The sequence below is a fragment of the Pseudomonadota bacterium genome (assembly GCA_018242545.1).
GTDB lineage: Bacteria > Pseudomonadota > Alphaproteobacteria > 16-39-46 > 16-39-46 > 16-39-46.
In genome coordinates this window covers 1-17811 of sequence record JAFEBT010000038.1, presented here as the reverse complement: position 1 = coordinate 17811, position 17811 = coordinate 1, and the positions used below count along the sequence as shown (strand labels likewise).

Annotated in this window: 34 protein-coding genes; 4 read left to right on the top strand and 30 right to left on the bottom strand. The window is 38.9% G+C overall.

All coding sequences use genetic code 11. From position 1 onward, the window contains the following. Nucleotides 1–65: 65 nt before the first annotated feature. From JSS34_05850 to JSS34_05840, 3 genes are all read right to left on the bottom strand, one after another. Nucleotides 66–470, bottom strand: a complete 405-nt coding sequence (locus tag JSS34_05850) for a sel1 repeat family protein (protein ID MBS0185848.1) — start codon at nucleotides 468–470, stop codon at nucleotides 66–68. Between the two features lie 6 nt (nucleotides 471–476). Continuing rightward, nucleotides 477–617, bottom strand: coding sequence for a hypothetical protein (locus JSS34_05845; GenBank protein MBS0185847.1), 141 nt, complete (start codon nucleotides 615–617; stop codon nucleotides 477–479). Nucleotides 618–692: 75 nt separating this feature from the next. Continuing rightward, the gene (locus tag JSS34_05840) at nucleotides 693–908 is read right to left on the bottom strand and encodes a hypothetical protein (GenBank protein ID MBS0185846.1); all 216 of its coding nucleotides are present in this window, start codon (nucleotides 906–908) and stop codon (nucleotides 693–695) included. 224 nt (nucleotides 909–1132) lie between these two features. On the opposite strand from JSS34_05840, the gene JSS34_05835 reads away from it, so the two are divergent. From JSS34_05835 to JSS34_05820, 4 genes are all read left to right on the top strand, one after another. Further along, nucleotides 1133–1786, top strand: a complete 654-nt coding sequence (locus JSS34_05835) for a hypothetical protein (GenBank protein ID MBS0185845.1) — start codon at nucleotides 1133–1135, stop codon at nucleotides 1784–1786. A 97-nt stretch (nucleotides 1787–1883) separates the two neighbouring features. After that, nucleotides 1884–2387 carry a hypothetical protein gene (locus tag JSS34_05830; protein MBS0185844.1) on the top strand — a complete coding sequence of 168 codons (504 nt, stop codon included), beginning with the start codon at nucleotides 1884–1886 and terminating at the stop codon, nucleotides 2385–2387. Between the two features lie 167 nt (nucleotides 2388–2554). Further along, nucleotides 2555–2914: a hypothetical protein gene (locus JSS34_05825; protein ID MBS0185843.1), complete on the top strand. Its 360-nt coding sequence runs from the start codon at nucleotides 2555–2557 to the stop codon at nucleotides 2912–2914. Between the two features lie 236 nt (nucleotides 2915–3150). Beyond that, nucleotides 3151–3525: a hypothetical protein gene (locus JSS34_05820; protein MBS0185842.1), complete on the top strand. Its 375-nt coding sequence runs from the start codon at nucleotides 3151–3153 to the stop codon at nucleotides 3523–3525. Nucleotides 3526–3586: 61 nt separating this feature from the next. Here JSS34_05820 and rplQ read toward each other — a convergent pair whose 3' ends face one another. The 27 genes from rplQ to rpsJ form a co-directional block, all read right to left on the bottom strand. Continuing rightward, nucleotides 3587–4024: a 50S ribosomal protein L17 gene (gene rplQ / locus JSS34_05815; GenBank protein MBS0185841.1), complete on the bottom strand. Its 438-nt coding sequence runs from the start codon at nucleotides 4022–4024 to the stop codon at nucleotides 3587–3589. An 11-nt stretch (nucleotides 4025–4035) separates the two neighbouring features. Next, nucleotides 4036–5055 carry a DNA-directed RNA polymerase subunit alpha gene (locus JSS34_05810; GenBank protein MBS0185840.1) on the bottom strand — a complete coding sequence of 340 codons (1020 nt, stop codon included), beginning with the start codon at nucleotides 5053–5055 and terminating at the stop codon, nucleotides 4036–4038. Nucleotides 5056–5133: 78 nt separating this feature from the next. Continuing rightward, complete coding sequence (rpsK, locus tag JSS34_05805; GenBank protein MBS0185839.1) at nucleotides 5134–5532, bottom strand: 30S ribosomal protein S11; 399 nt, start codon at nucleotides 5530–5532, stop codon at nucleotides 5134–5136. Nucleotides 5533–5555: 23 nt separating this feature from the next. Then, nucleotides 5556–5924 carry a 30S ribosomal protein S13 gene (rpsM, locus tag JSS34_05800; protein ID MBS0185838.1) on the bottom strand — a complete coding sequence of 123 codons (369 nt, stop codon included), beginning with the start codon at nucleotides 5922–5924 and terminating at the stop codon, nucleotides 5556–5558. A gap of 89 nt (nucleotides 5925–6013) precedes the next feature. Further along, nucleotides 6014–6691, bottom strand: coding sequence for an adenylate kinase (locus JSS34_05795; protein ID MBS0185837.1), 678 nt, complete (start codon nucleotides 6689–6691; stop codon nucleotides 6014–6016). Continuing rightward, nucleotides 6688–8037, bottom strand: a complete 1350-nt coding sequence (secY, locus tag JSS34_05790; GenBank protein ID MBS0185836.1) for a preprotein translocase subunit SecY — start codon at nucleotides 8035–8037, stop codon at nucleotides 6688–6690. The genes JSS34_05795 and secY overlap by 4 nt, the downstream gene beginning before the upstream one ends. Nucleotides 8038–8049: 12 nt before the next feature. Further along, a complete protein-coding gene (locus tag JSS34_05785; GenBank protein MBS0185835.1) occupies nucleotides 8050–8589 on the bottom strand; it encodes a 50S ribosomal protein L15 in 540 nt (179 codons plus the stop codon). Nucleotides 8590–8607: 18 nt separating this feature from the next. After that, nucleotides 8608–8814: a 50S ribosomal protein L30 gene (gene rpmD, locus JSS34_05780; GenBank protein ID MBS0185834.1), complete on the bottom strand. Its 207-nt coding sequence runs from the start codon at nucleotides 8812–8814 to the stop codon at nucleotides 8608–8610. Beyond that, nucleotides 8811–9350 carry a 30S ribosomal protein S5 gene (gene rpsE, locus JSS34_05775; protein MBS0185833.1) on the bottom strand — a complete coding sequence of 180 codons (540 nt, stop codon included), beginning with the start codon at nucleotides 9348–9350 and terminating at the stop codon, nucleotides 8811–8813. The genes rpmD and rpsE overlap by 4 nt, the downstream gene beginning before the upstream one ends. A 159-nt stretch (nucleotides 9351–9509) precedes the next feature. After that, nucleotides 9510–9875: a 50S ribosomal protein L18 gene (gene rplR, locus JSS34_05770; GenBank protein MBS0185832.1), complete on the bottom strand. Its 366-nt coding sequence runs from the start codon at nucleotides 9873–9875 to the stop codon at nucleotides 9510–9512. Between the two features lie 5 nt (nucleotides 9876–9880). Continuing rightward, entirely contained in the window at nucleotides 9881–10414 is a 534-nt protein-coding gene (rplF, locus tag JSS34_05765) for a 50S ribosomal protein L6 (GenBank protein MBS0185831.1), read from the bottom strand. Nucleotides 10415–10536: 122 nt separating this feature from the next. Continuing rightward, nucleotides 10537–10935 carry a 30S ribosomal protein S8 gene (gene rpsH, locus JSS34_05760; GenBank protein MBS0185830.1) on the bottom strand — a complete coding sequence of 133 codons (399 nt, stop codon included), beginning with the start codon at nucleotides 10933–10935 and terminating at the stop codon, nucleotides 10537–10539. 18 nt (nucleotides 10936–10953) lie between these two features. Continuing rightward, nucleotides 10954–11259, bottom strand: a complete 306-nt coding sequence (rpsN, locus tag JSS34_05755) for a 30S ribosomal protein S14 (protein ID MBS0185829.1) — start codon at nucleotides 11257–11259, stop codon at nucleotides 10954–10956. Between the two features lie 39 nt (nucleotides 11260–11298). Beyond that, entirely contained in the window at nucleotides 11299–11835 is a 537-nt protein-coding gene (gene rplE, locus JSS34_05750; protein ID MBS0185828.1) for a 50S ribosomal protein L5, read from the bottom strand. 11 nt (nucleotides 11836–11846) lie between these two features. After that, nucleotides 11847–12170, bottom strand: coding sequence for a 50S ribosomal protein L24 (gene rplX, locus JSS34_05745; GenBank protein MBS0185827.1), 324 nt, complete (start codon nucleotides 12168–12170; stop codon nucleotides 11847–11849). Then, the gene (rplN, locus tag JSS34_05740; GenBank protein MBS0185826.1) at nucleotides 12171–12536 is read right to left on the bottom strand and encodes a 50S ribosomal protein L14; all 366 of its coding nucleotides are present in this window, start codon (nucleotides 12534–12536) and stop codon (nucleotides 12171–12173) included. 87 nt (nucleotides 12537–12623) lie between these two features. Beyond that, on the bottom strand, nucleotides 12624–12857 hold the full coding sequence (rpsQ, locus tag JSS34_05735; protein MBS0185825.1) for a 30S ribosomal protein S17: 234 nt from the start codon (nucleotides 12855–12857) through the stop codon (nucleotides 12624–12626). Nucleotides 12858–12867: 10 nt separating this feature from the next. Continuing rightward, complete coding sequence (gene rpmC / locus JSS34_05730; protein ID MBS0185824.1) at nucleotides 12868–13101, bottom strand: 50S ribosomal protein L29; 234 nt, start codon at nucleotides 13099–13101, stop codon at nucleotides 12868–12870. Between the two features lie 15 nt (nucleotides 13102–13116). Further along, nucleotides 13117–13527: a 50S ribosomal protein L16 gene (gene rplP / locus JSS34_05725; protein ID MBS0185823.1), complete on the bottom strand. Its 411-nt coding sequence runs from the start codon at nucleotides 13525–13527 to the stop codon at nucleotides 13117–13119. 33 nt (nucleotides 13528–13560) lie between these two features. Beyond that, on the bottom strand, nucleotides 13561–14247 hold the full coding sequence (gene rpsC / locus JSS34_05720) for a 30S ribosomal protein S3 (protein MBS0185822.1): 687 nt from the start codon (nucleotides 14245–14247) through the stop codon (nucleotides 13561–13563). Then, entirely contained in the window at nucleotides 14247–14630 is a 384-nt protein-coding gene (gene rplV, locus JSS34_05715; GenBank protein ID MBS0185821.1) for a 50S ribosomal protein L22, read from the bottom strand. The genes rpsC and rplV overlap by 1 nt, the downstream gene beginning before the upstream one ends. 5 nt (nucleotides 14631–14635) lie before the next feature. After that, on the bottom strand, nucleotides 14636–14914 hold the full coding sequence (gene rpsS, locus JSS34_05710; protein MBS0185820.1) for a 30S ribosomal protein S19: 279 nt from the start codon (nucleotides 14912–14914) through the stop codon (nucleotides 14636–14638). Nucleotides 14915–14954: 40 nt separating this feature from the next. Beyond that, nucleotides 14955–15776 (bottom strand): 50S ribosomal protein L2, encoded by an 822-nt coding sequence (rplB, locus tag JSS34_05705; protein MBS0185819.1) that lies wholly within the window; start codon nucleotides 15774–15776, stop codon nucleotides 14955–14957. A gap of 1 nt (nucleotide 15777) precedes the next feature. Further along, on the bottom strand, nucleotides 15778–16098 hold the full coding sequence (locus tag JSS34_05700; GenBank protein ID MBS0185818.1) for a 50S ribosomal protein L23: 321 nt from the start codon (nucleotides 16096–16098) through the stop codon (nucleotides 15778–15780). Continuing rightward, nucleotides 16095–16715 carry a 50S ribosomal protein L4 gene (gene rplD, locus JSS34_05695; protein MBS0185817.1) on the bottom strand — a complete coding sequence of 207 codons (621 nt, stop codon included), beginning with the start codon at nucleotides 16713–16715 and terminating at the stop codon, nucleotides 16095–16097. Before rplD ends, JSS34_05700 begins: the two co-directional genes overlap by 4 nt. Nucleotides 16716–16752: 37 nt before the next feature. After that, entirely contained in the window at nucleotides 16753–17397 is a 645-nt protein-coding gene (gene rplC / locus JSS34_05690) for a 50S ribosomal protein L3 (protein MBS0185816.1), read from the bottom strand. Nucleotides 17398–17409: 12 nt separating this feature from the next. Then, on the bottom strand, nucleotides 17410–17718 hold the full coding sequence (gene rpsJ, locus JSS34_05685; protein ID MBS0185815.1) for a 30S ribosomal protein S10: 309 nt from the start codon (nucleotides 17716–17718) through the stop codon (nucleotides 17410–17412). Nucleotides 17719–17811 lie beyond the last annotated feature (93 nt).

Genomic DNA, 17811 nt, shown 5'->3' with positions numbered 1-17811 from the left:
CAATCTTTCAAAAATATCAAGATGTTTTTCTATCTATCTTTTAGTGAACGCTCTCGTTTTCTTTTTTAAAACATACTTTTGATAAACTCCTCTTTATATCCATTTTTAAATGATTGACCTGTATTCCTGATGTTTTTAACTGCTAATTTTGTCCATTTATAAGCTTGAAAAAGATTCTTTGAAACACCAAAGCCGAAAATATACATCTTTGCTATACGTAGTTGAGCTATGGCAGAGTGCTGTCGCGCAGCTAAATGATACCAATAGAGAGCTTTTTTATAATTTGGCATGACACCCTCCCCTTTTTCATAGCATACACCGGACTTAAATTGAGCGTCTGAAAGACCTTGGTTTGCTGCCAATTGATACCATTTAAAAGCTTTTTTTGCTTTAAGAGGTGCGCTTTCAGCATTTTTATAGGAATCTGCGAGATAATATTGTGCCCAAATATGGCCCTGCTTAGCCGCCAAGCGTATTCATTTCAAATATTCTTTATCATTGCGAGGTGCATTTACCCCATAAAAAAACATTTGAGCCAGCAAATATTGGGACTGAGCGTCGCCTTTTTGGGCTTCTAAACGTGTCGTTTCAAAAAATTCATTGTCATCAAATTTCATTATGGATAATTTTCCATTCTTAGAAAATTTTTTTCTTTCCTAAAAAAACTTAAATTTAAAAAGTTTTTGGAATTTTTATGATTTGCTCTTTTTTTGATGAGATGTTTTGTGAAGTGGCGTCTTACTTCCTGATCCCCCTTTAGCACCACCTTCATAGACTTTATTAACGGTAGCCCACGCTCTTTTTTTAGCTTCCGCGGCGCTTACACCCTTTTCTTCATATCCTTCTTCAATATGGTGTGCTTGTCTTTTTTGTTTGTCTGTGTATTTTGATTTATCACCTTTTGACATTGTAAAGACTCCTTTTAAAAAATATTTAAAAAAGATTTTATGCATAGGTTTAATACATTTTTAGTTTATCAAAAGAAGAAAGTCCTGTCATTCTCAAAAGAAACCCCAAAATCTATCCTTCAGATCTTAAAATTTTTTTAATGCAATTTTCAAAAAAAGATGATCTAATTTAAGTGTATAGTATATTTTTAATCTTTTATATTTTATTAAAAAAGGAGGTTTGAATGTCTATTATCTCCTCAAAAAAACGATCCATTTTCTCTTCTTTGCTCCTTAGCTCTCTTCTCATTTTTCCCTTAGAATCCTTCTCAAAAGACCTGCAAAAAATTGACTTTTCGTCAAAAGAAGCGCTTGATCCTCGTATTACCCAAGTTTTTAACTCAGATTGGTCTATTGTCAAAGTTCGAGAATCAAGCTTTGTCATTCGGTTAAAACAAAGTGCTTTAGAGAGACTGATAAGGCAAGCAGCTGAAACCAAAGAGCAATTTAAAACGTCTCCTGGAACAATAGAAGCAATTATCACTTGGGCAAACGACAGTTTCAAAAACATTCCAGATGCAGAAGGAACAATTTCAATTTCTTTCCTTCCTCCTCCTGATCAAAACCTCACTGCAGATATCTTGACAGAATTAAAAGAGATGTTTGCAGCTTCTCCCTTTGAATTAAAAATGGAACCACGTGTCTGGGAAATAAAAGCTCCTTTTTCTTCTCTTCCCAGTCCTGACATAATCAAAGAGGTTATAGAGTCAATTGAGACCGAACTTAAAAATAGGAACATATTTCCAGACATTTCTTCAAAAAGTACTCTTGAAAAAGCATGGAGCTTTGCAAAAGCCTCGATTGTGGAAGTTGAGCTCATAATCCATATTAAAGTATGATTCGTTTTCTTTTTAACATGATCTTCCCTCTTCTCAGTTGAAAAAAGAAGAAGAGGGAAAGATATTCCCAAAAGAGACTCCTAAGGAGGTTTTTATAATGGATGCAGATAAATTAAATCTTTCTAAAAGTGAAGATCTTAAACTCGGATTTGAACAATACAAACTTGTTTCTGAAGCTCAGAACAAGAGTAATGAAATAAGGGAAACATCCAATAATTTTTGGGTTACGTTGAACACTTTAAGCCTCTCTGCCATTGCTTATGTGCGCGACAGCGGAAATTTATCGTCAACAAACAAAGCTTTTATCATATGGACTCTTATTATCATTGGGGTGACATGTTGCTTTTCATGGCTTCAGTATCTTTCTACCCTCAAAAAAACCATTGAAATACGAAATCGGTACCTTATTCAGTATGAAAAATATTTTCCCTTCCCTATTTTTACATCTATCCTTAAGGAAACACATAAAGAAAAAGGGGGGCATTCCTTGACGTTTTCAGAAATGCTTATCCCAGGTGTCTTTCTGCTTGGATATGTGTTCTTCATTCTTTTATTCTTCTTCCATCCAACTGAAGTCATGCATGATCTTACGAAACTATAAAGAACGGGCTTTTATACGTTCTGGGTGCGTTCAAGAAATTTTGTTTTGATTTTTTAGATTTAAAGACCTATCATAATAAGAAATGGCGTTTTTCTTATACTTTATCATGACGCTTATTTAAATCTTTCACTGCAGTTTCCTTCATGTGTGCAGACTGGAGCGTGGCGATGAAAAATTTTTTAAGACCTTTTCTTCTTATCATCGGAATAAGTTTTACCTTATTTTGCACGTCTCTTTCTGCAAAAGAAGCGGATAAGAATGATTTTTTGTCCCCTTCTCCTTCTTTTCAAATCCAAAGCAGCTCTTTAACTTCTTCTTATAATAAGGAAGAATTTGGAGTTTCAAAAGTTCAGAATTTTGCATTTGCGTCTTCTCATCAATCTTCGCAAGCAAAAGTTCCAACCTTCATGTTTCAGCTTTTAAGCCTTCCTCTTTCAACTTCCTCTGCTTCAAAATCACACGGAATTCATCCTTCTAAAAGACATGAAAATCTTTCTGAAACATCTTCAGAAAAAAAGACGATTTAAGATTAAATTAGAAAAATAAAAAGGATTTTTAAATAATTTAAAGTAAAAAAATGAGCCAAAACTCATAATGGGTTTTATTAACCTTTTTTTTACTTAAACACTTATTTTTTTATTAGAAAAATTAAGTTTTATACTTTTAATATGATTTATTATGATTTATTATTTAAATATACGATAAAGCCTTACTTGTTTTAAAGGCACTTATGTTTTTGTTTAACATTTTAAGGAGAATACACATGAAAAATTTACTTCTCAATAAATCAACTCTTACAGCTCTCTCTGTTTTTGCTCTTCTCTCTTCGAGTTTTGTCATGGCAATGAATGATCCCGATACTGAAGATGCGACTAAAAAGGCACAAACAGCTTCTGCAAGGAAAGCTGCTGCTGAGCAAGACTTAGAACAAGCTAAAAAAGACAAAAAATCTGCAGAAAAACAAGCAGATAAAGACAATTTTTCAGCGGAAGCTGATGAACAGAAAGCAGAGAACGTTAAAGCAGGAGGAAAACCAGAGCTCACCCGTGACCAACAAAACGCACGAGAAGTGGAAAGGCTCGCAAGACAAGCTGAATCTACAGTAAATAAAGTTGGAGATGCACTTGGTCTTAAGTAAATTAGTCTTTAAAACGAAAAAAGGGGCTATTAAGCCCCTTTTTATACATCCATAAAATTGTCTAAGCTGCTGGAGCCGGTGTTTCTTCTTCATCCCCTTCAACTTGAATAGGGCCCGAATCTTTTCCCTTTGCAGAAACATCTCGGTCCACAAATTCAATTACTGCCATTGGCGCACAATCTCCATACCGAAATCCTGCCTTTAGAATTCGAATATATCCGCCTTTACGCTCTTTATAACGTGTTCCGAGCGTATCGATGAGTTTCTGAACAAGACCTGTATCGCCATCCAAAACACTCAAAGCCTGACGGCGTGCATGCAGATCCCCTCGTTTGCCAAGTGTAACGAGCTTTTCAACGATGGGACGTAATTCCTTTGCCTTGGGCAACGTTGTTTTAATTTGCTCATGCTTAATCAACGCTTTTGAAAGCCCAGTAAACAAGGCTTTACGTTGTGATTTTGTCCGGTTTAATTTCCGGTGTGCCATACCATGTCGCATTTATGCTCTCCTCAAAATGGGTCTTCTAGCTTTTTCGCAAGTTCTTCAATATTCTCAGGAGGCCATTCTTGAATGTCCATACCAAGATGCAAGGCCATTCCTTCTAAAACAGCCCGAATTTCATTGAGAGACTTCCGACCAAAATTCGGTGTTTTTAAGAGATCTTGCTCAGATTTTTGAACGAGGTCCCCAATATACACAATATTTTCGTTCTTAAGACAATTTGCTGAACGAACGGAAAGTTCAAGCTCATCCACACGACGCAAAAGATTTCGCATCAAGGCATTTTCAACGCCGCCTTCCTTCTCTTTAGGCTTGTCTTCAGGCTCTTCAAAGTTAATAAAGGCCTGTGCTTGATCTTGTAAAATACGCGCAGCAAAAGCCACTGAATCCTCTGGTGTGATAGCTCCGTTTGTTTCAATGGTCATGATCAACTTATCATAATCTGTCATTTGACCAACACGCGTATGGTCTACTTTATAGGACACACGCTTGATGGGACTAAACAAAGCATCAATCGGAATAACACCAATGGGAGCATCTTCTTTACGATTCAAGGCAGAGGGTACATATCCACGTCCTTCTTCAACGGTTAAATCCATGGAGAACTTTGCTCCTTTGTCCAAGGTACAAATCACAAGATCCGGATTTAAAACTTCAATTTCAGGGCCATACTCAAGCATTTGAGCTGTGACAACCATGGGTCCTTCTGCCCGAATTCTCATACGACGCACGCCATCTTCATGCATTTTAAGCGCTAAGGACTTAACATTTAAAATAATATCCGTCACATCTTCTAAAACACCTGGCACACTTGAAAACTCATGGAGGACACCTTCTATTTGAATAGAGGTTACAGCAGCGCCCTGCAACGAAGAAAGAAGAATACGCCGGATCGCATTTCCGAGCGTCAATCCAAACCCGGGCTCTAAGGGTTCTGCAATGATGGTCGCATCATGTCCAGGAACTCTTCCTGGTTGAACTTCAAGTTTGTGTGGCTTAATTAATGACTGCCAATTTTTCTGGATCACAACAATCGCCCCTTCATAAAATAATAAATATACAAAAACCTTCTTAAAAAGCTCTTTGGCTTTTTAAAAAAACCTTAATTAAACACGCCGACGCTTTGGTGGACGGCATCCGTTGTGCGCTATGGGCGTTATATCCCGAATAGATGTCACAACGAGCCCAACGGCTTGTAAAGCTCTTAAAGCTGATTCACGACCTGTGCCAGGACCTTTTACTTCAACATCAACTGTTTTCATGCCATGTTCGATAGCCTTGCGTGCACAATCTTCTGCAGCAAGCTGTGCTGCAAAGGGTGTTGATTTCCGAGACCCCTTAAATCCTTTTACTCCAGAAGAAGACCATGAAATGGTGTTCCCCTGAAGATCTGAAATTGTAATCACAGTATTATTAAACGTTGCATTAACATGCACGATGCCAGAAACAATATTTTTTCTCTCACGACGTTTAACTCTTGGTGCTGATGCTGCTGCTTGCGCCATATTTAAACCCTAACCTTCACAACTTACTTTTTCTTACCTGCGATTGCTTTTGCAGGCCCCTTACGCGTCCGCGCATTAGAATGCGTTCGTTGACCCCGCACAGGAAGACCTTTCCTATGACGCAATCCGCGATAACATCCTAAATCCATCAAACGCTTAATATTCATTCCAATTCCACGACGAAGATCACCTTCAACTTGAAAGTCTTGATCAATGATTTCACGAATACGTAAAACCTCATCATCGGTGAGCTGGCTCACACGCTTATTCTCTGGAATATTTGCCTTTGCACAAATATCTTGAGAACTTTTTCGTCCAATTCCAAAAATATACGTTAGTCCAATCTCAACACGCTTATTCGTTGGAATATTAACACCCGCTATTCGTGGCACGGTGCACTCTCCTTATTCACAAGTTAAAAACACCCTTTAGGCTTTTTATTAAACCTAAAAGAGATTAGTATTAATCCTTGTCGCAAGAGTCAAGCTTTTCCGACAACCTTTGACAAAATACTTTCAATGGCTGATTGAACCTCTTGAGGATCCTTCATACCATCAACGTCATATAAGATTCCTTTTTCTTTATAAAAGGAAAAAACAGGAACCGTTTTATCATCATAAACTTTCAAACGGGTCCGGATCGTCTCTTCTTTATCGTCTGAACGTCTTATGAATTCTTTTGATCCACACGTATCACAGATACCTTCTTTCTGTGGATGGCGAAAAAGGTCATTATAAACTTCACCGCACTTTGAACATGAATATCGCCCTTTAAGACGGCGAACCAATTCTTCGGGGTCAACAGTTAATAAAATTGCAGCATCAATTTTTTCATGGCGTTTATCAAGTATTTTATCAAGAGTCTCTGCTTGAAAAAAAGTACGCGGAATTCCATCAAAGATAAAACCATGGGGGGAAGCGTCTTTTTCTTGATCCCGATCAAGCATAAACTGATTTACAATCTCCATAATAATCTCATCACTGGGAAGTCGGCCTTGATCCATATCATCCTGTACTTTTTTCCCAAGATCCGTCCCCCGTGCAATTTCTTCCCTTAAAATATTTCCTGTAGAAATAATAGAAAGAGAATAGACGTCCGCAAGTCTTGCAGCTTGTGTTCCTTTTCCAACACCAGGAGGTCCAAATAGAATCAAATTCATGGACGCAATCCCTTACCCTTCGTTTTCTTCAAAATTCCTTCATATTGATGCGCGATTAAATGTGAATGTGCTTGAGCAACAGTGTCCATTGTAACGCTCACAACGATTAAGAGACTTGTGCCACCAAAATAAAAAGGCAACGTATAATAAAGTTTAATGACTTCAGGAAGAACACAAATCGCCGAAAGATAAATCGCTCCCAAAACTGTTAAGCGGGTTAAAATATAATCAAAATAATCAGCTGTATTTTTTCCAGGACGAATTCCAAGCACAAAACCACCCGCTTTTTTCAGGTTTTGAGCCGTTTCCTCAGGATTAAAAACAATGGCTGTGTAGAAAAATGAGAAGAAGACGATCAGACCAATATAGCAGGCAATATAAAGCCATTGGCCTTGAGAAATATGATTTGCAATTTTGCTATACCAAGCACTTCCATCACTGCTCATCAATCCTGCCAAGGTAACAGGCAACAATAAAAGAGCATTTGCAAATATGGGAGGGATAACTCCTGAACTGTTTAGCTTTAAAGGAAGATGGGTACTTTCGCCACCATAAATTTTATTCCCCACTTGGCGCTTTGGATATTGAATGAGAATCCTTCGTTGCGCACGTTCCATAAAGACAATAAAAGCAATTACGGCAACCGCCCCAACAAGAATAGCCGCAATAAAGACCATCGAAAGGGCTCCTGTGCGTCCTAATTCCAATGTCCCCACTATCGCTTGAGGGAGATTCGCCACAATTCCAGCAAAAATAATCATAGAAATTCCATTTCCAAGACCACGTTCAGTAATTTGTTCACCCAGCCACATGAGGAAAACAGTGCCGCCAACAAGCGTCACAACAGCCTCAAAACGGAATAAAAGGGAAGACTCGATAACAACGGCAGATGCCCCCCCTGTCCCATGCATTGCCTCAAGCCCAACGGCAATACCATAAGCCTGAATAAGAGAGAGAAAAACTGTTCCATAACGCGTATATTGATTTAACTTCTTGCGGCCCGATTCCCCTTCTTTTTTTAAAGCTTCAAAAGCAGGATAAACAGCTGTCAAAAGTTGAACAATAATACTTGCAGATATATAGGGCATAATATTTAAGGCAAAAATACTCATGCGGCTTAAAGCACCTCCCGCTAGCATATCAAACATTGCAAGGATACCCCCTGAATTTTGACGTGCAATTTCGGACATGATTTCTGGATTAATGCCAGGAAGAGGAATATAACTTCCAAAGCGATAAACAATCAAAGCAAGTAACGTAAACATAATCCTTTTTTTAAGGACTGTCGCTTTTGAAAAAGCTTTATAATTTAAACTTGCCGCAAGTTGTTCCGCTGCCGATGCCATGCCTACTCCCCTTTATTCTGTTTTCTCATTAATCTCTTTTTTAGCACTTTTAGACACAGGTTTTTTTGATTCTTTTGTTTCAGACAAAACAGCTGGAGCTTCTGAATAAACCTTTCCTCCAAGCGCTTCAACACGTTCTTTGGCTTTTAAAGAATAGGAAGCAACTTCAATTTCAATTTTGCTTGAAAAATCCCCAGATGCCAAAAGACGCACGCCTTTAAATCCGTCACGTATGAGGCCTGCCTTTACAAGAGTATCATAGGTAATTTTATCTTTTATTGAAATGTCTTGTGCATCAATCGCACGTTGAATACGGCATAAATTTACAATTGCATAGTTCGTTTTAAAGTGGCTTTTAAAACCCCGCTTGGGAAGGCGACGGTGAAGAGGCATTTGACCTCCTTCAAACCCGTTAATAGACACACCTGTGCGCGCCTTTTGACCCTTTTGACCATGCCCAGCCGTCTTTCCAAGACCAGAACCAATTCCACGTCCTCGACGTACACGACGAACGCGAGCACCTTTATTATCTCTAATTTGATTTAATTGCATCATTAAATTCCTTAGGCTTTAGCCTTCTATTCGTAATAAATGTTTTACCTTTTCAATCATTCCACGTACACAGGGCGTATCTTCAAGAACACGGGACGAATGCAACTTACGAAGCCCAAGTCCCACAAGGCAAGCAGACTGATAAGCTTGTCTACGAATTGGACTTTTAATAAGGGTCACTTTAACTGTCTCTGTCTTAAGAGGTTTTGCGGTTTTTACAGTCATTCCTGTGTCTCCTTTACTTCTTCACGACGAGGTAAAATTTCACTAACTTTTTTACCACGACGTGCAGCCACTTGACGGGGTGAATTTGCTGCACTCAGAGCTTCAAACATCGCACGAATCATATTAAATGGATTTGAAGAGCCGACAGATTTTGCAACAACATCTTGAATTCCAATAGCTTCAAATACGGCACGCATAGGTCCGCCTGCGATAATTCCAGTTCCGGGCACTGCAGCACGTAAAATAACATTTCCAGCTCCATAATGACCATTTACATCATGATGAAGCGTTCTTCCTTCTTTTAAAGGAACGCGAATCATTTTTCTCTTAGCACGTTCTGTTGCCTTCTTGACCGCATCAGGAACTTCACGTGCTTTTCCATGACCGTGCCCCACCCGGCCACGACCATCTCCTACCACAACGAGAGCTGAAAAAGAAAACCGACGCCCCCCTTTAATAACTTTCGCAACGCGATTCACATTTACGAGCTTTTCAATGTAATCCGTATCTTTTTCGTTTGCTGTATTACGAGACATCTTTCCGTCTTCCTTGAATTAAGGCCATATCTTTTATACGATTCTAAAGTTCTATAGACAAAAAAATTTAAAAACTTTTTTACTTAAGAACTTAACTTTACTTATTTTTTTGTAATTTTCTAAGAAAGACGTTCTTAACCAATTACAAAAACAATAACTTTAGAACTGAAGTCCTGTTTCCCGTGCTGCATCAGCCAAAGCTTTTACACGGCCATGATAGAGATAACCACCTCGATCAAAAACAATCTCTTTAATTCCAATTTTTAAGGCGCGCGCAGCAACTTGCTTCCCAATTTCTTGAGCTGCAAGAATAGTTCCACCATTCTTAATCGTCTTACGCATATCTTTTTCAATTGTTGAAGCCTGGGCAACGGTACGACCTGTTGCATCTTCAATCACTTGCGCATAAATATGCAAGTTAGTACGATGAACCGTTAAACGAGCACGACCGTTTTCAGCTCTTTTTATATCAAAGCGAACCCGACGTTTACGTCTTTCAAATAACTTATTTCCTTTGGAACTCATGGCGCTTACTTCTTCTTCCCTTCCTTACGGAATATTGTTTCAGACACGTACTTAATCCCTTTCCCCTTATAAGGTTCTGGAGATTTATACCCTCTAATTTGTGCAGCAATTTGCCCAACTTCTTGACGATCTTTTCCATGAATTTGAATAGAAGTGGGTTTTTCACACTTAATCGTAACACCTGCAGGAATTGGAAACTTAATATCATGACTAAATCCAAGCTGCAAAACAAGATCTTTTCCTTGAACGGCTGCACGATACCCAACACCATTAATTTCAAGATCTACCGTAAATCCTTTTGAAACTCCCTGAATCAAGTTGCTAACTTGATTGCGTGTGGTTCCCCACATAGCACGTTCACGGTCAGAAGTTCCATTTGGACGCACAAAAATTTCTTGCCCTTCCAACGAAACAGTCACTTCTTTTGAAAAAGCAAAACTTAAGGCTCCAAGACCACCGGTCGCTTTAATAAGATTTCCTGCAATTTCTACGGTTACCCCAGTAGGAACAGGAATCGCATGCTTTCCAACTCTTGACATTTTTTTAAACCTTACATTATCACATCTACACTTGTGATTTTTTCTTTAGAAAAAACCACTTCTTTAAACTTGATCTACGCGCATTCAAAGAATAATTTTAGAGCTTATCCATTAAAAACGACTTAATAGATAGTGCACAAAACTTCGCCTCCAAGCTTATTAGACCGTGCTTCTAAATCTGTCATCAATCCTTTTGATGTTGAAATCAAAGCAACGCCGAGTCCATTATAGATTGTCGGCAATTTATCAAAAGCAGCATAACTCCGACGACCTGGGGTTGAAACACGCTTAATATTTTTCATAGCAGGAGCGCCATCATAATACTTTAACTCAATAAGAAGTTCATTAATGCCGGTCCTTACAGGACGCTCTGAAAATGACTTAATATATCCTTCACGCACCAAAAGATCTAAAATGTTTCTCAAAATTTTTGAAGAAGGACACGTAATTGTCTCCTTGCGTGCCTTTAACCCATTTCTAATTCGGGTTAACATATCTGAAATCGGATCATTCATTGACATAGAGGTTTTCCTTAATTATTACCAACTTGACTTTGTCATTCCTGGAATCTGACCTTCAGAAGCCAAGTCACGAATTGCAATACGAGAAAGACGAAACTTACGATAATATCCACGTGGACGTCCGGATAAAGCACAACGATTACGTATCCGAACCCGTGAAGAATTACGAGGCATTGAAGCCAATTTTAAAATTGCTTCGAAACGATCTTCAAGAGACAAAGATTTATCATACGCCTCTTTTTTCAAGCGATCACGTTTTGCACGGGCTTGATGGACCATCCGTATACGCCGTTCATTCTTTTCAATTGCACTTTTTTTCGCCATTCCTCAACTCCGCACTCAAAATATCTAATCCAAGTAAGATTAATTACTAAAAGGAAATCCTAGTTCTGTTAATAGGATTTTTGCTTCACCATCCGTTTTTGCTGTCGTTTGAATCGAAATATCCAATCCTCTAACTTGATCAATACGATCATAGTTAACTTCAGGAAAAATAATTTGTTCTTTAATCCCCAAATTATAGTTTCCACGACCATCAAAACTTTTTTGTGAAACACCTCTAAAATCACGCACACGTGGTAAAGCGATTGTTACAAGACGATCTAAAAATTCATACATACGTGCCCCTCGAAGGGTCACCTTAACGCCAAGATTCATCCCTTCACGCAATTTAAAAGCTGCGATAGATTTACGGGCTTTGGTAATAACAGGCTTTTGTCCTGAAATTGCCATGAGCTCTGCAAGTGCTGCATCAATTTTTTTACTGTCTTTTACAGCTTCACCAACACCCATATTTAAGACGATCTTCTCAACACGCGGAACTTGAAAAGCATTTTTATAATTAAATTCTTTTACAAGTCGCGCTTTAATATCTGTGTCATATAATTTTCTTAAACGCATACTGTTCTCTCTTACTGATCAATAATCTCTTGAGACCGCTTTGCAAAACGCACTTTACGGCCAGATTCTAAAAATTTATACCCTACACGTGTTGCTTTTTTAGAAACAGGATCAACATGAGCAACATTTGAAACATGAAGAGAAGCTTCCTTTTCGATAATTCCACCTGGAGAAGCAGCAGTTGGCTTTTGGTGCTTCTTAACCATATTGACACCACCAACATAAAGACGGTTCTTACTCTTCAGAACACGAACAACTTTTCCGGTCTTTCCTTTTTCTTTGCCAGAAATAACGATGACATCATCGCCTTTGCGAATACGCCAATTTTGTGTCATTTAAAATACCTCCGGAGCCAAAGAAATAATCTTCATAAACTTACCACGCAATTCTCGTGTAACTGGACCAAAAATACGTGTTCCAATAGGTTCGCCCTGTTTATTAATTAAAACAGCTGCATTTCCATCAAATCGTATAACTGTTCCATCAGGACGACGAATATCTTTTGCGGTTCTAACAATAACAGCACGGAGAACTTCCCCTTTTTTTACCTTGCCTCTTGGAATTGCATCCTTAACAGAAACAACAATAACATCTCCTATTGAGGCAGTTCTGCGTTTAGATCCACCCAACACCTTGATACACATCACACGACGGGCACCTGAATTATCCGCCACAGCGAGGTTTGATTGCATTTGTATCATAATTAACGACCTTTTTAACGACCTAACGTTTATACGTTCTTTAAAAGTTTTTCAACTAATTTCGACATTTCGTCTCATTTTTAAAAACTACTTTTTCTGGATAATTTCCCACTTCTTATGTTTAGAAATTGGTCGGCACTCTTGAATCTCAACATGTTCACCAACTTTAAAACGATTTTCAGCATCATGCGCCATATACCTGCTTGAACGGATAATGAACTTTTTATAAACAGGGTGCATAAAGCGTCGTTCAACCCGAACAACAACTGTTTTATCCCCTTTATCACTGACAACAAGCCCTTCTAGGACACGACGTGGCATACTTTATCTCCTACTTTTTACGCTTAACGGATTTTACATTTTTGGGATCAGGAGCTGTCTGATTCATTTCTGACGCAACCGTTTTAATACGTGCAATATTACGACGAATAACCCGAATACGTGCTGTATTCTTTAGCTGTTCACTTACCCTTTGAAATCTAATATTAAAAAGCTCTTTCTGAAGACCAATAAGTTCAGAATGTAATGCTTCTTTATCTTTACCCCGCAGCTCTGACGCTAACATAATATTTAATCCTTTTTAAGAAACACGTGCGATAAATCTTGATTCTACAGGCAATTTTTCTGAAGCAAGCTCAAATGCTTTTTGAGCAACTTCAAGAGAAACACCATCCAATTCAAACATAATACGACCTGGTTTTACGCGGCATGCCCAATATTCTGTTGACCCTTTACCACTGCCCATACGAACTTCCGCAGGTTTTGCAGAAACAGGGACATCTGGAAAAATACGTATCCATACACGTCCAGATCTCCGGATATAGCGTGTAATTGCACGTCGAGCCGCCTCAATTTGACGCGCTGTTACACGTGCTGGTGACGTGGCTTTTAATCCATAGGCCCCAAAATTTAAGGTTGTTCCACCTTTGGCCATTCCATGAATACGACCTTTAAAGGCCTTTCGATATTTTGTTCGTTTCGGAGCTAACATATTTTGACGCCCTTCTCAAGCATTAATCTTTAACTATTCACCTAAAGGCTTTGAAACAGATACTTTTGGAGAAACTTCTGCAGTTTCTTTCTCACGTTCCATTTTTTCGCCTTTAAAAATCCAAACTTTTACACCACATGTCCCATACGTTGTAAAAGCCGTCGCCATTCCATAATCGATATCAGCACGCAATGTGTGAAGAGGAACGCGACCTTCACGACTCCATTCCATACGTGCAATTTCAGAACCTCCAAGACGCCCAGAGCAATTTACACGGATTCCGAGTGCTCCCATACGCATCGCAGTTTGCATCGCCCGTTTCATGGCACGTCTAAAAGAAACACGACGTTCAAGTTGCTGTGCAATCCCTTCCGCAACAAGTTTTGCATCAATTTCAGGTTTGCGAATTTCTGTAATGTTAAGCGTTACATCACTTGATGTCATCTTTGCAACATCCGAGCGAAGCTTTTCAATATCCGCACCTTTTTTGCCAATCACAACACCAGGACGTGCAGATAAGATATTAATTCTTGCCTTTTTTGCAGGCCTTTCAATAATAACATTTGAAATAGCCGCTTGCTTTAAATGCTTCATAAGATACTTACGAATTTTAATATCTTCATGAAGAAGATCCGCATATTCACGTCCAGCAAACCAACGTGAATCCCATGTACGTGTAATTCCTAGACGCAAGCCATTTGGCCTAACTTTTTGTCCCATTATTTTGTCTCCTTGAGACGTTCAGCAACACAAATATTAATTCGACTAAATGGCTTATGAATTTGACAAGCCCGACCTTTTGCAGCAGGACGCACACGCTTCATAACCACGGATTTACCAACCACAGCCTCAGATACGATAAGTTGATCAATATCAAGGTTATGGTTGTTTTCTGCATTTGAAACAGCAGACATTAAAATTTTTTGTACTTCCTTTGAAATACGCTTCTTGTCAAATTTTAAAAATGCGAGGGCATCTTCAACCGTTTTTCCTCGAATTGCACCGGCAATAAGATTGAGCTTACGTGGAGAAACCCGTAACATAGGATGGGACGCATTTGCCTCATCATCTGCGAAGCGTCTCAAAGTTGGACTTTTACTCATTTATCCTAACCTCTTTTTGTTTTTTTATCTGCCGCATGACCATAATAGGTACGGGTCAGAGAAAACTCACCAAACTTATGACCAACCATCTCTTCTGTGACATACACAGGAATAAACTTATGACCATTATGAACCCCAAACGTTAGCCCCACAAATTGAGGAAGAATCGTTGAACGGCGCGACCAGGTCTTGATAATTTCCTTGCGACCAGACTGACGTGAGGCTTCAGCTTTCTTAAGCAAATAACCATCCACAAAAGGACCTTTCCATACCGAACGTGTCAAATTCTTAACTCCTTATTCTCTTAGGACCAAAATTTTAATCTTACTTCCGACGACGAATAATATACTTCGACGTTGCAACATTTTTACGGGTTTTCTTACCCTTTGTACATTTACCCCAAGGCGTAACAGGGTGACGTCCACCAGAGGTTTTTCCTTCACCACCACCGTGTGGGTGATCAACTGGGTTCATGGCAACACCACGAACTGTTGGACGTATACCATGCCACCTTTTCCGACCCGCTTTGCCAAGGACAACGTTTTTTTGATCTGGATTTGAAATAGCTCCAATCGTTGCCATACATTCAGCGCGAACAATTCTTAATTCACCCGAACTTAATTTCAACTGTACGTATCCAGAATCACGACCAACAATCTGAACATAAGTTCCTGCGGACCGTGCAAGTTGTCCACCTTTTCCTGGTTTCATCTCAACGTTATGAACGATTGTTCCAATAGGAATGTTTTGCATCGGCATTGCATTTCCTGTCTTAATGTCTGCCCGTTCAGCAGAAATAACTTGGTCTCCAACTTTTAAACGTTGTGGCGCCAAAATATAAGCTTTTTCACCATCTTTATAGGCAATAAGCGCAATAAATGCTGTCCTATTTGGATCATATTCTAGACGCTCTACAATTGCCGGGATATCAAATTTTTGCCGTCTAAAATCAATAAGGCGATACCTTCTTTTATGACCACCACCATGATGAAAAGTTGTAATACGACCATTATTATTACGGCCACCTGTTTTTTTCAATCCTACAATTAAGGATTTTTCAGGTTTTCCTTTCCAAAGCTCAGAGCGATCAACGAGAACAAGCTGGCGTTGTCCTGGGGTCGTAGGTTTAAAAAACTTCAATGCCATTTTATATTCCTGCCATTACATCCAAAGTTGATCCAGAATCAAGGGTTACATAAGCCTTTTTTATTTCGGAACGCTTTCCTTCAATGCCCCGAAAACGTTTTGTTTTTCCTTTTACACGCAATGTATTTATCGCCAAAACTTTAACTTTAAAAAGAGCTTCAATAGCTTCACGGATCTCTGGCTTTGTTGCATCAAGAGAAACTTCAAACGCATGTTGATTTTTTTCAATCAACAAAGTTGTCTTTTCACTTACGAGTGGCCTGCGAATGATTTCATACATTCTTGAAAGAGAAATAGTTTTCTTTTTAGGAGAAGTTTTCATTTTAAACGAGCCTCTAAGTGATGAACTGCATCTTCGGACAGAACAAGCATTTTCCGTTTTAAAATACTTAAAACATTTGCACCCTCTTGTGGTAATACATCAATATGCATTAAGTTCCGAGCGGCACACAAAAAGTTTGAATCAATTGTATTTCCGTCAATAAAAAGTGCTGAAGAAAGACCCATGACCTGAAGCTTTTGCTCTAAGTCTTTTGCTTTAGGGGTATCGCATTTAAAATCTTTTACGATTAACAATTCTCCGGAAGCCAATTTTTGTGAAAGAACTGTTTTAAGTCCTAATTTCCGAACTTTCTTAGGCAAGCTGTAACTATGATCACGTGTAAGAGGTCCAAAAATAACAGCACCCCCACGAAATTGTGGAGATCTAAGACTTCCTTGACGCGCACGCCCAGTCCCTTTTTGACGATAAGGTTTACGCGTGGTCCCGCTGATCGCAGAAATCCCTTTTGTTTGATGGGTCCCTTGTCGTGCTCGAGCCATTTGCCAATGGATAACACGGGATAAAATATCTTTACGAATGGGAAGACCAAAAATCTCTCCTGGTAAAGTTACTTCACCAATAATTTTATTTTCCAAACTCTTAACTGGACACTTCATGTTCCAATCCTTTAAAAACTTTTTAAATCACTTCTTTTTAACGTTGTACTTTTTTAACAGCATCCTGCACAAGAACAACACTTCCTTGACTTCCAGGGACAGCCCCGCAAACCATAATCAAACCACGTTCTACATCAGTTTGAACAACTTTTAAATTTTGGATTGTCACCCTTTCAGAACCAAGATGACCCGCCATTTTTTTACCCTTAAAAACTTTTCCTGGATCTTGACGATTTCCTGTTGATCCATGACTGCGATGAGAGACAGAAACACCATGAGAAGCTCTTAGCCCGCCAAAGTTATGGCGCTTCATGCTTCCAGCAAATCCTTTTCCGATACTCGTCCCGATCACGTCAATAAATTGACCCGGTGTAAAGTGATCTACACGAATTTCGGTCCCAACATCAAGAAGATTTTCTTCAGAAACACAAAATTCTGCACAATATCTTTTTGGTTCAACTTTTGCTTTGGCAAAATGTCCACGCAAAGGTTTAGAAACGTTCTTTATTTTAGGATTATTATCAATCCCAATTTGAAGAGCACGGTAACCTTCTTTTTCAGGTGTTTTAACTTGAACCACTTGACAGTCTTTAACCTGAAGAACTGTTACAGGAACATGCTCACCTTCACTTGTAAAAAAACGTGTCATCCCTAATTTTTCAGCAATAAGCCCTGTACGCATCTCTTCACCTTCTTAAAGCTTAATTTCTACATCAACGCCTGAAGCAAGTTCTAACTTCATTAAAGCGTCCACCGTTTGAGGCGTCCAATCTACGATATCCAATAGACGTTTGTGCGTTCGTATTTCAAACTGCTCACGTGACTTTTTGTCAATATGAGGCCCCCGGTTTACCGTAAACTTTTGAATATTCGTTGGAAGAGGAACAGGCCCTCTTACAACGGCACCTGTCCGACGCGCCGTATTCACAATCTCTTTTGTAGATTGATCAAGAATACGATGATCAAAAGCTTTTAAACGAATACGAATACTTTGATTTTCCATGGGATGACTTTCTTTTATCCTAAATCTGAAACTTTATCCTACTGAAGAATTTTAGAGACAACACCAGCACCGACCGTACGACCGCCTTCACGA

Bases quoted from the DNA above. Each gene is read 5' to 3' on its own strand.
- rpsE (MBS0185833.1), bottom strand. From the start codon at position 9,350: ATGTCTCGTAATACAGCAAACGAAAAAGATACGGATTACATTGAAAAG.
- rplR (MBS0185832.1), bottom strand. From the start codon at position 9,875: ATGAGTTCCAAAGGAAATAAGTTATTTGAAAGACGTAAACGTCGGGTT.
- rplN (MBS0185826.1), bottom strand. From the start codon at position 12,536: ATGATACAAATGCAATCAAACCTCGCTGTGGCGGATAATTCAGGTGCC.
- rplE (MBS0185828.1), bottom strand. From the start codon at position 11,835: ATGCGTTTAAGAAAATTATATGACACAGATATTAAAGCGCGACTTGTA.
- JSS34_05830 (MBS0185844.1), top strand. From the start codon at position 1,884: ATGGATGCAGATAAATTAAATCTTTCTAAAAGTGAAGATCTTAAACTC.
- rpmD (MBS0185834.1), bottom strand. From the start codon at position 8,814: ATGACTGTAAAAACCGCAAAACCTCTTAAGACAGAGACAGTTAAAGTG.
- rplF (MBS0185831.1), bottom strand. From the start codon at position 10,414: ATGTCAAGAGTTGGAAAGCATGCGATTCCTGTTCCTACTGGGGTAACC.
- JSS34_05835 (MBS0185845.1), top strand. From the start codon at position 1,133: ATGTCTATTATCTCCTCAAAAAAACGATCCATTTTCTCTTCTTTGCTC.
- rplX (MBS0185827.1), bottom strand. From the start codon at position 12,170: ATGACACAAAATTGGCGTATTCGCAAAGGCGATGATGTCATCGTTATT.
- rpsJ (MBS0185815.1), bottom strand. From the start codon at position 17,718: ATGGAAAATCAAAGTATTCGTATTCGTTTAAAAGCTTTTGATCATCGT.
- rpsH (MBS0185830.1), bottom strand. From the start codon at position 10,935: ATGTCAATGAATGATCCGATTTCAGATATGTTAACCCGAATTAGAAAT.
- rpmC (MBS0185824.1), bottom strand. From the start codon at position 13,101: ATGTTAGCGTCAGAGCTGCGGGGTAAAGATAAAGAAGCATTACATTCT.
- rplD (MBS0185817.1), bottom strand. From the start codon at position 16,715: ATGAAGTGTCCAGTTAAGAGTTTGGAAAATAAAATTATTGGTGAAGTA.
- rplQ (MBS0185841.1), bottom strand. From the start codon at position 4,024: ATGCGACATGGTATGGCACACCGGAAATTAAACCGGACAAAATCACAA.
- JSS34_05840 (MBS0185846.1), bottom strand. From the start codon at position 908: ATGTCAAAAGGTGATAAATCAAAATACACAGACAAACAAAAAAGACAA.
- rplC (MBS0185816.1), bottom strand. From the start codon at position 17,397: ATGCGTACAGGGCTTATTGCTGAAAAATTAGGGATGACACGTTTTTTT.
- JSS34_05795 (MBS0185837.1), bottom strand. From the start codon at position 6,691: ATGAATTTGATTCTATTTGGACCTCCTGGTGTTGGAAAAGGAACACAA.
- JSS34_05785 (MBS0185835.1), bottom strand. From the start codon at position 8,589: ATGCAATTAAATCAAATTAGAGATAATAAAGGTGCTCGCGTTCGTCGT.
- rplB (MBS0185819.1), bottom strand. From the start codon at position 15,776: ATGGCATTGAAGTTTTTTAAACCTACGACCCCAGGACAACGCCAGCTT.
- JSS34_05700 (MBS0185818.1), bottom strand. From the start codon at position 16,098: ATGAAAACTTCTCCTAAAAAGAAAACTATTTCTCTTTCAAGAATGTAT.
- rplP (MBS0185823.1), bottom strand. From the start codon at position 13,527: ATGTTAGCTCCGAAACGAACAAAATATCGAAAGGCCTTTAAAGGTCGT.
- JSS34_05825 (MBS0185843.1), top strand. From the start codon at position 2,555: ATGAAAAATTTTTTAAGACCTTTTCTTCTTATCATCGGAATAAGTTTT.
- rpsQ (MBS0185825.1), bottom strand. From the start codon at position 12,857: ATGCCACGTCGTGTCCTAGAAGGGCTTGTTGTCAGTGATAAAGGGGAT.
- rpsC (MBS0185822.1), bottom strand. From the start codon at position 14,247: ATGGGACAAAAAGTTAGGCCAAATGGCTTGCGTCTAGGAATTACACGT.
- JSS34_05820 (MBS0185842.1), top strand. From the start codon at position 3,151: ATGAAAAATTTACTTCTCAATAAATCAACTCTTACAGCTCTCTCTGTT.
- secY (MBS0185836.1), bottom strand. From the start codon at position 8,037: ATGGCATCGGCAGCGGAACAACTTGCGGCAAGTTTAAATTATAAAGCT.
- rplV (MBS0185821.1), bottom strand. From the start codon at position 14,630: ATGAGTAAAAGTCCAACTTTGAGACGCTTCGCAGATGATGAGGCAAAT.
- rpsN (MBS0185829.1), bottom strand. From the start codon at position 11,259: ATGGCGAAAAAAAGTGCAATTGAAAAGAATGAACGGCGTATACGGATG.
- rpsK (MBS0185839.1), bottom strand. From the start codon at position 5,532: ATGGCGCAAGCAGCAGCATCAGCACCAAGAGTTAAACGTCGTGAGAGA.
- JSS34_05845 (MBS0185847.1), bottom strand. From the start codon at position 617: ATGAAATTTGATGACAATGAATTTTTTGAAACGACACGTTTAGAAGCC.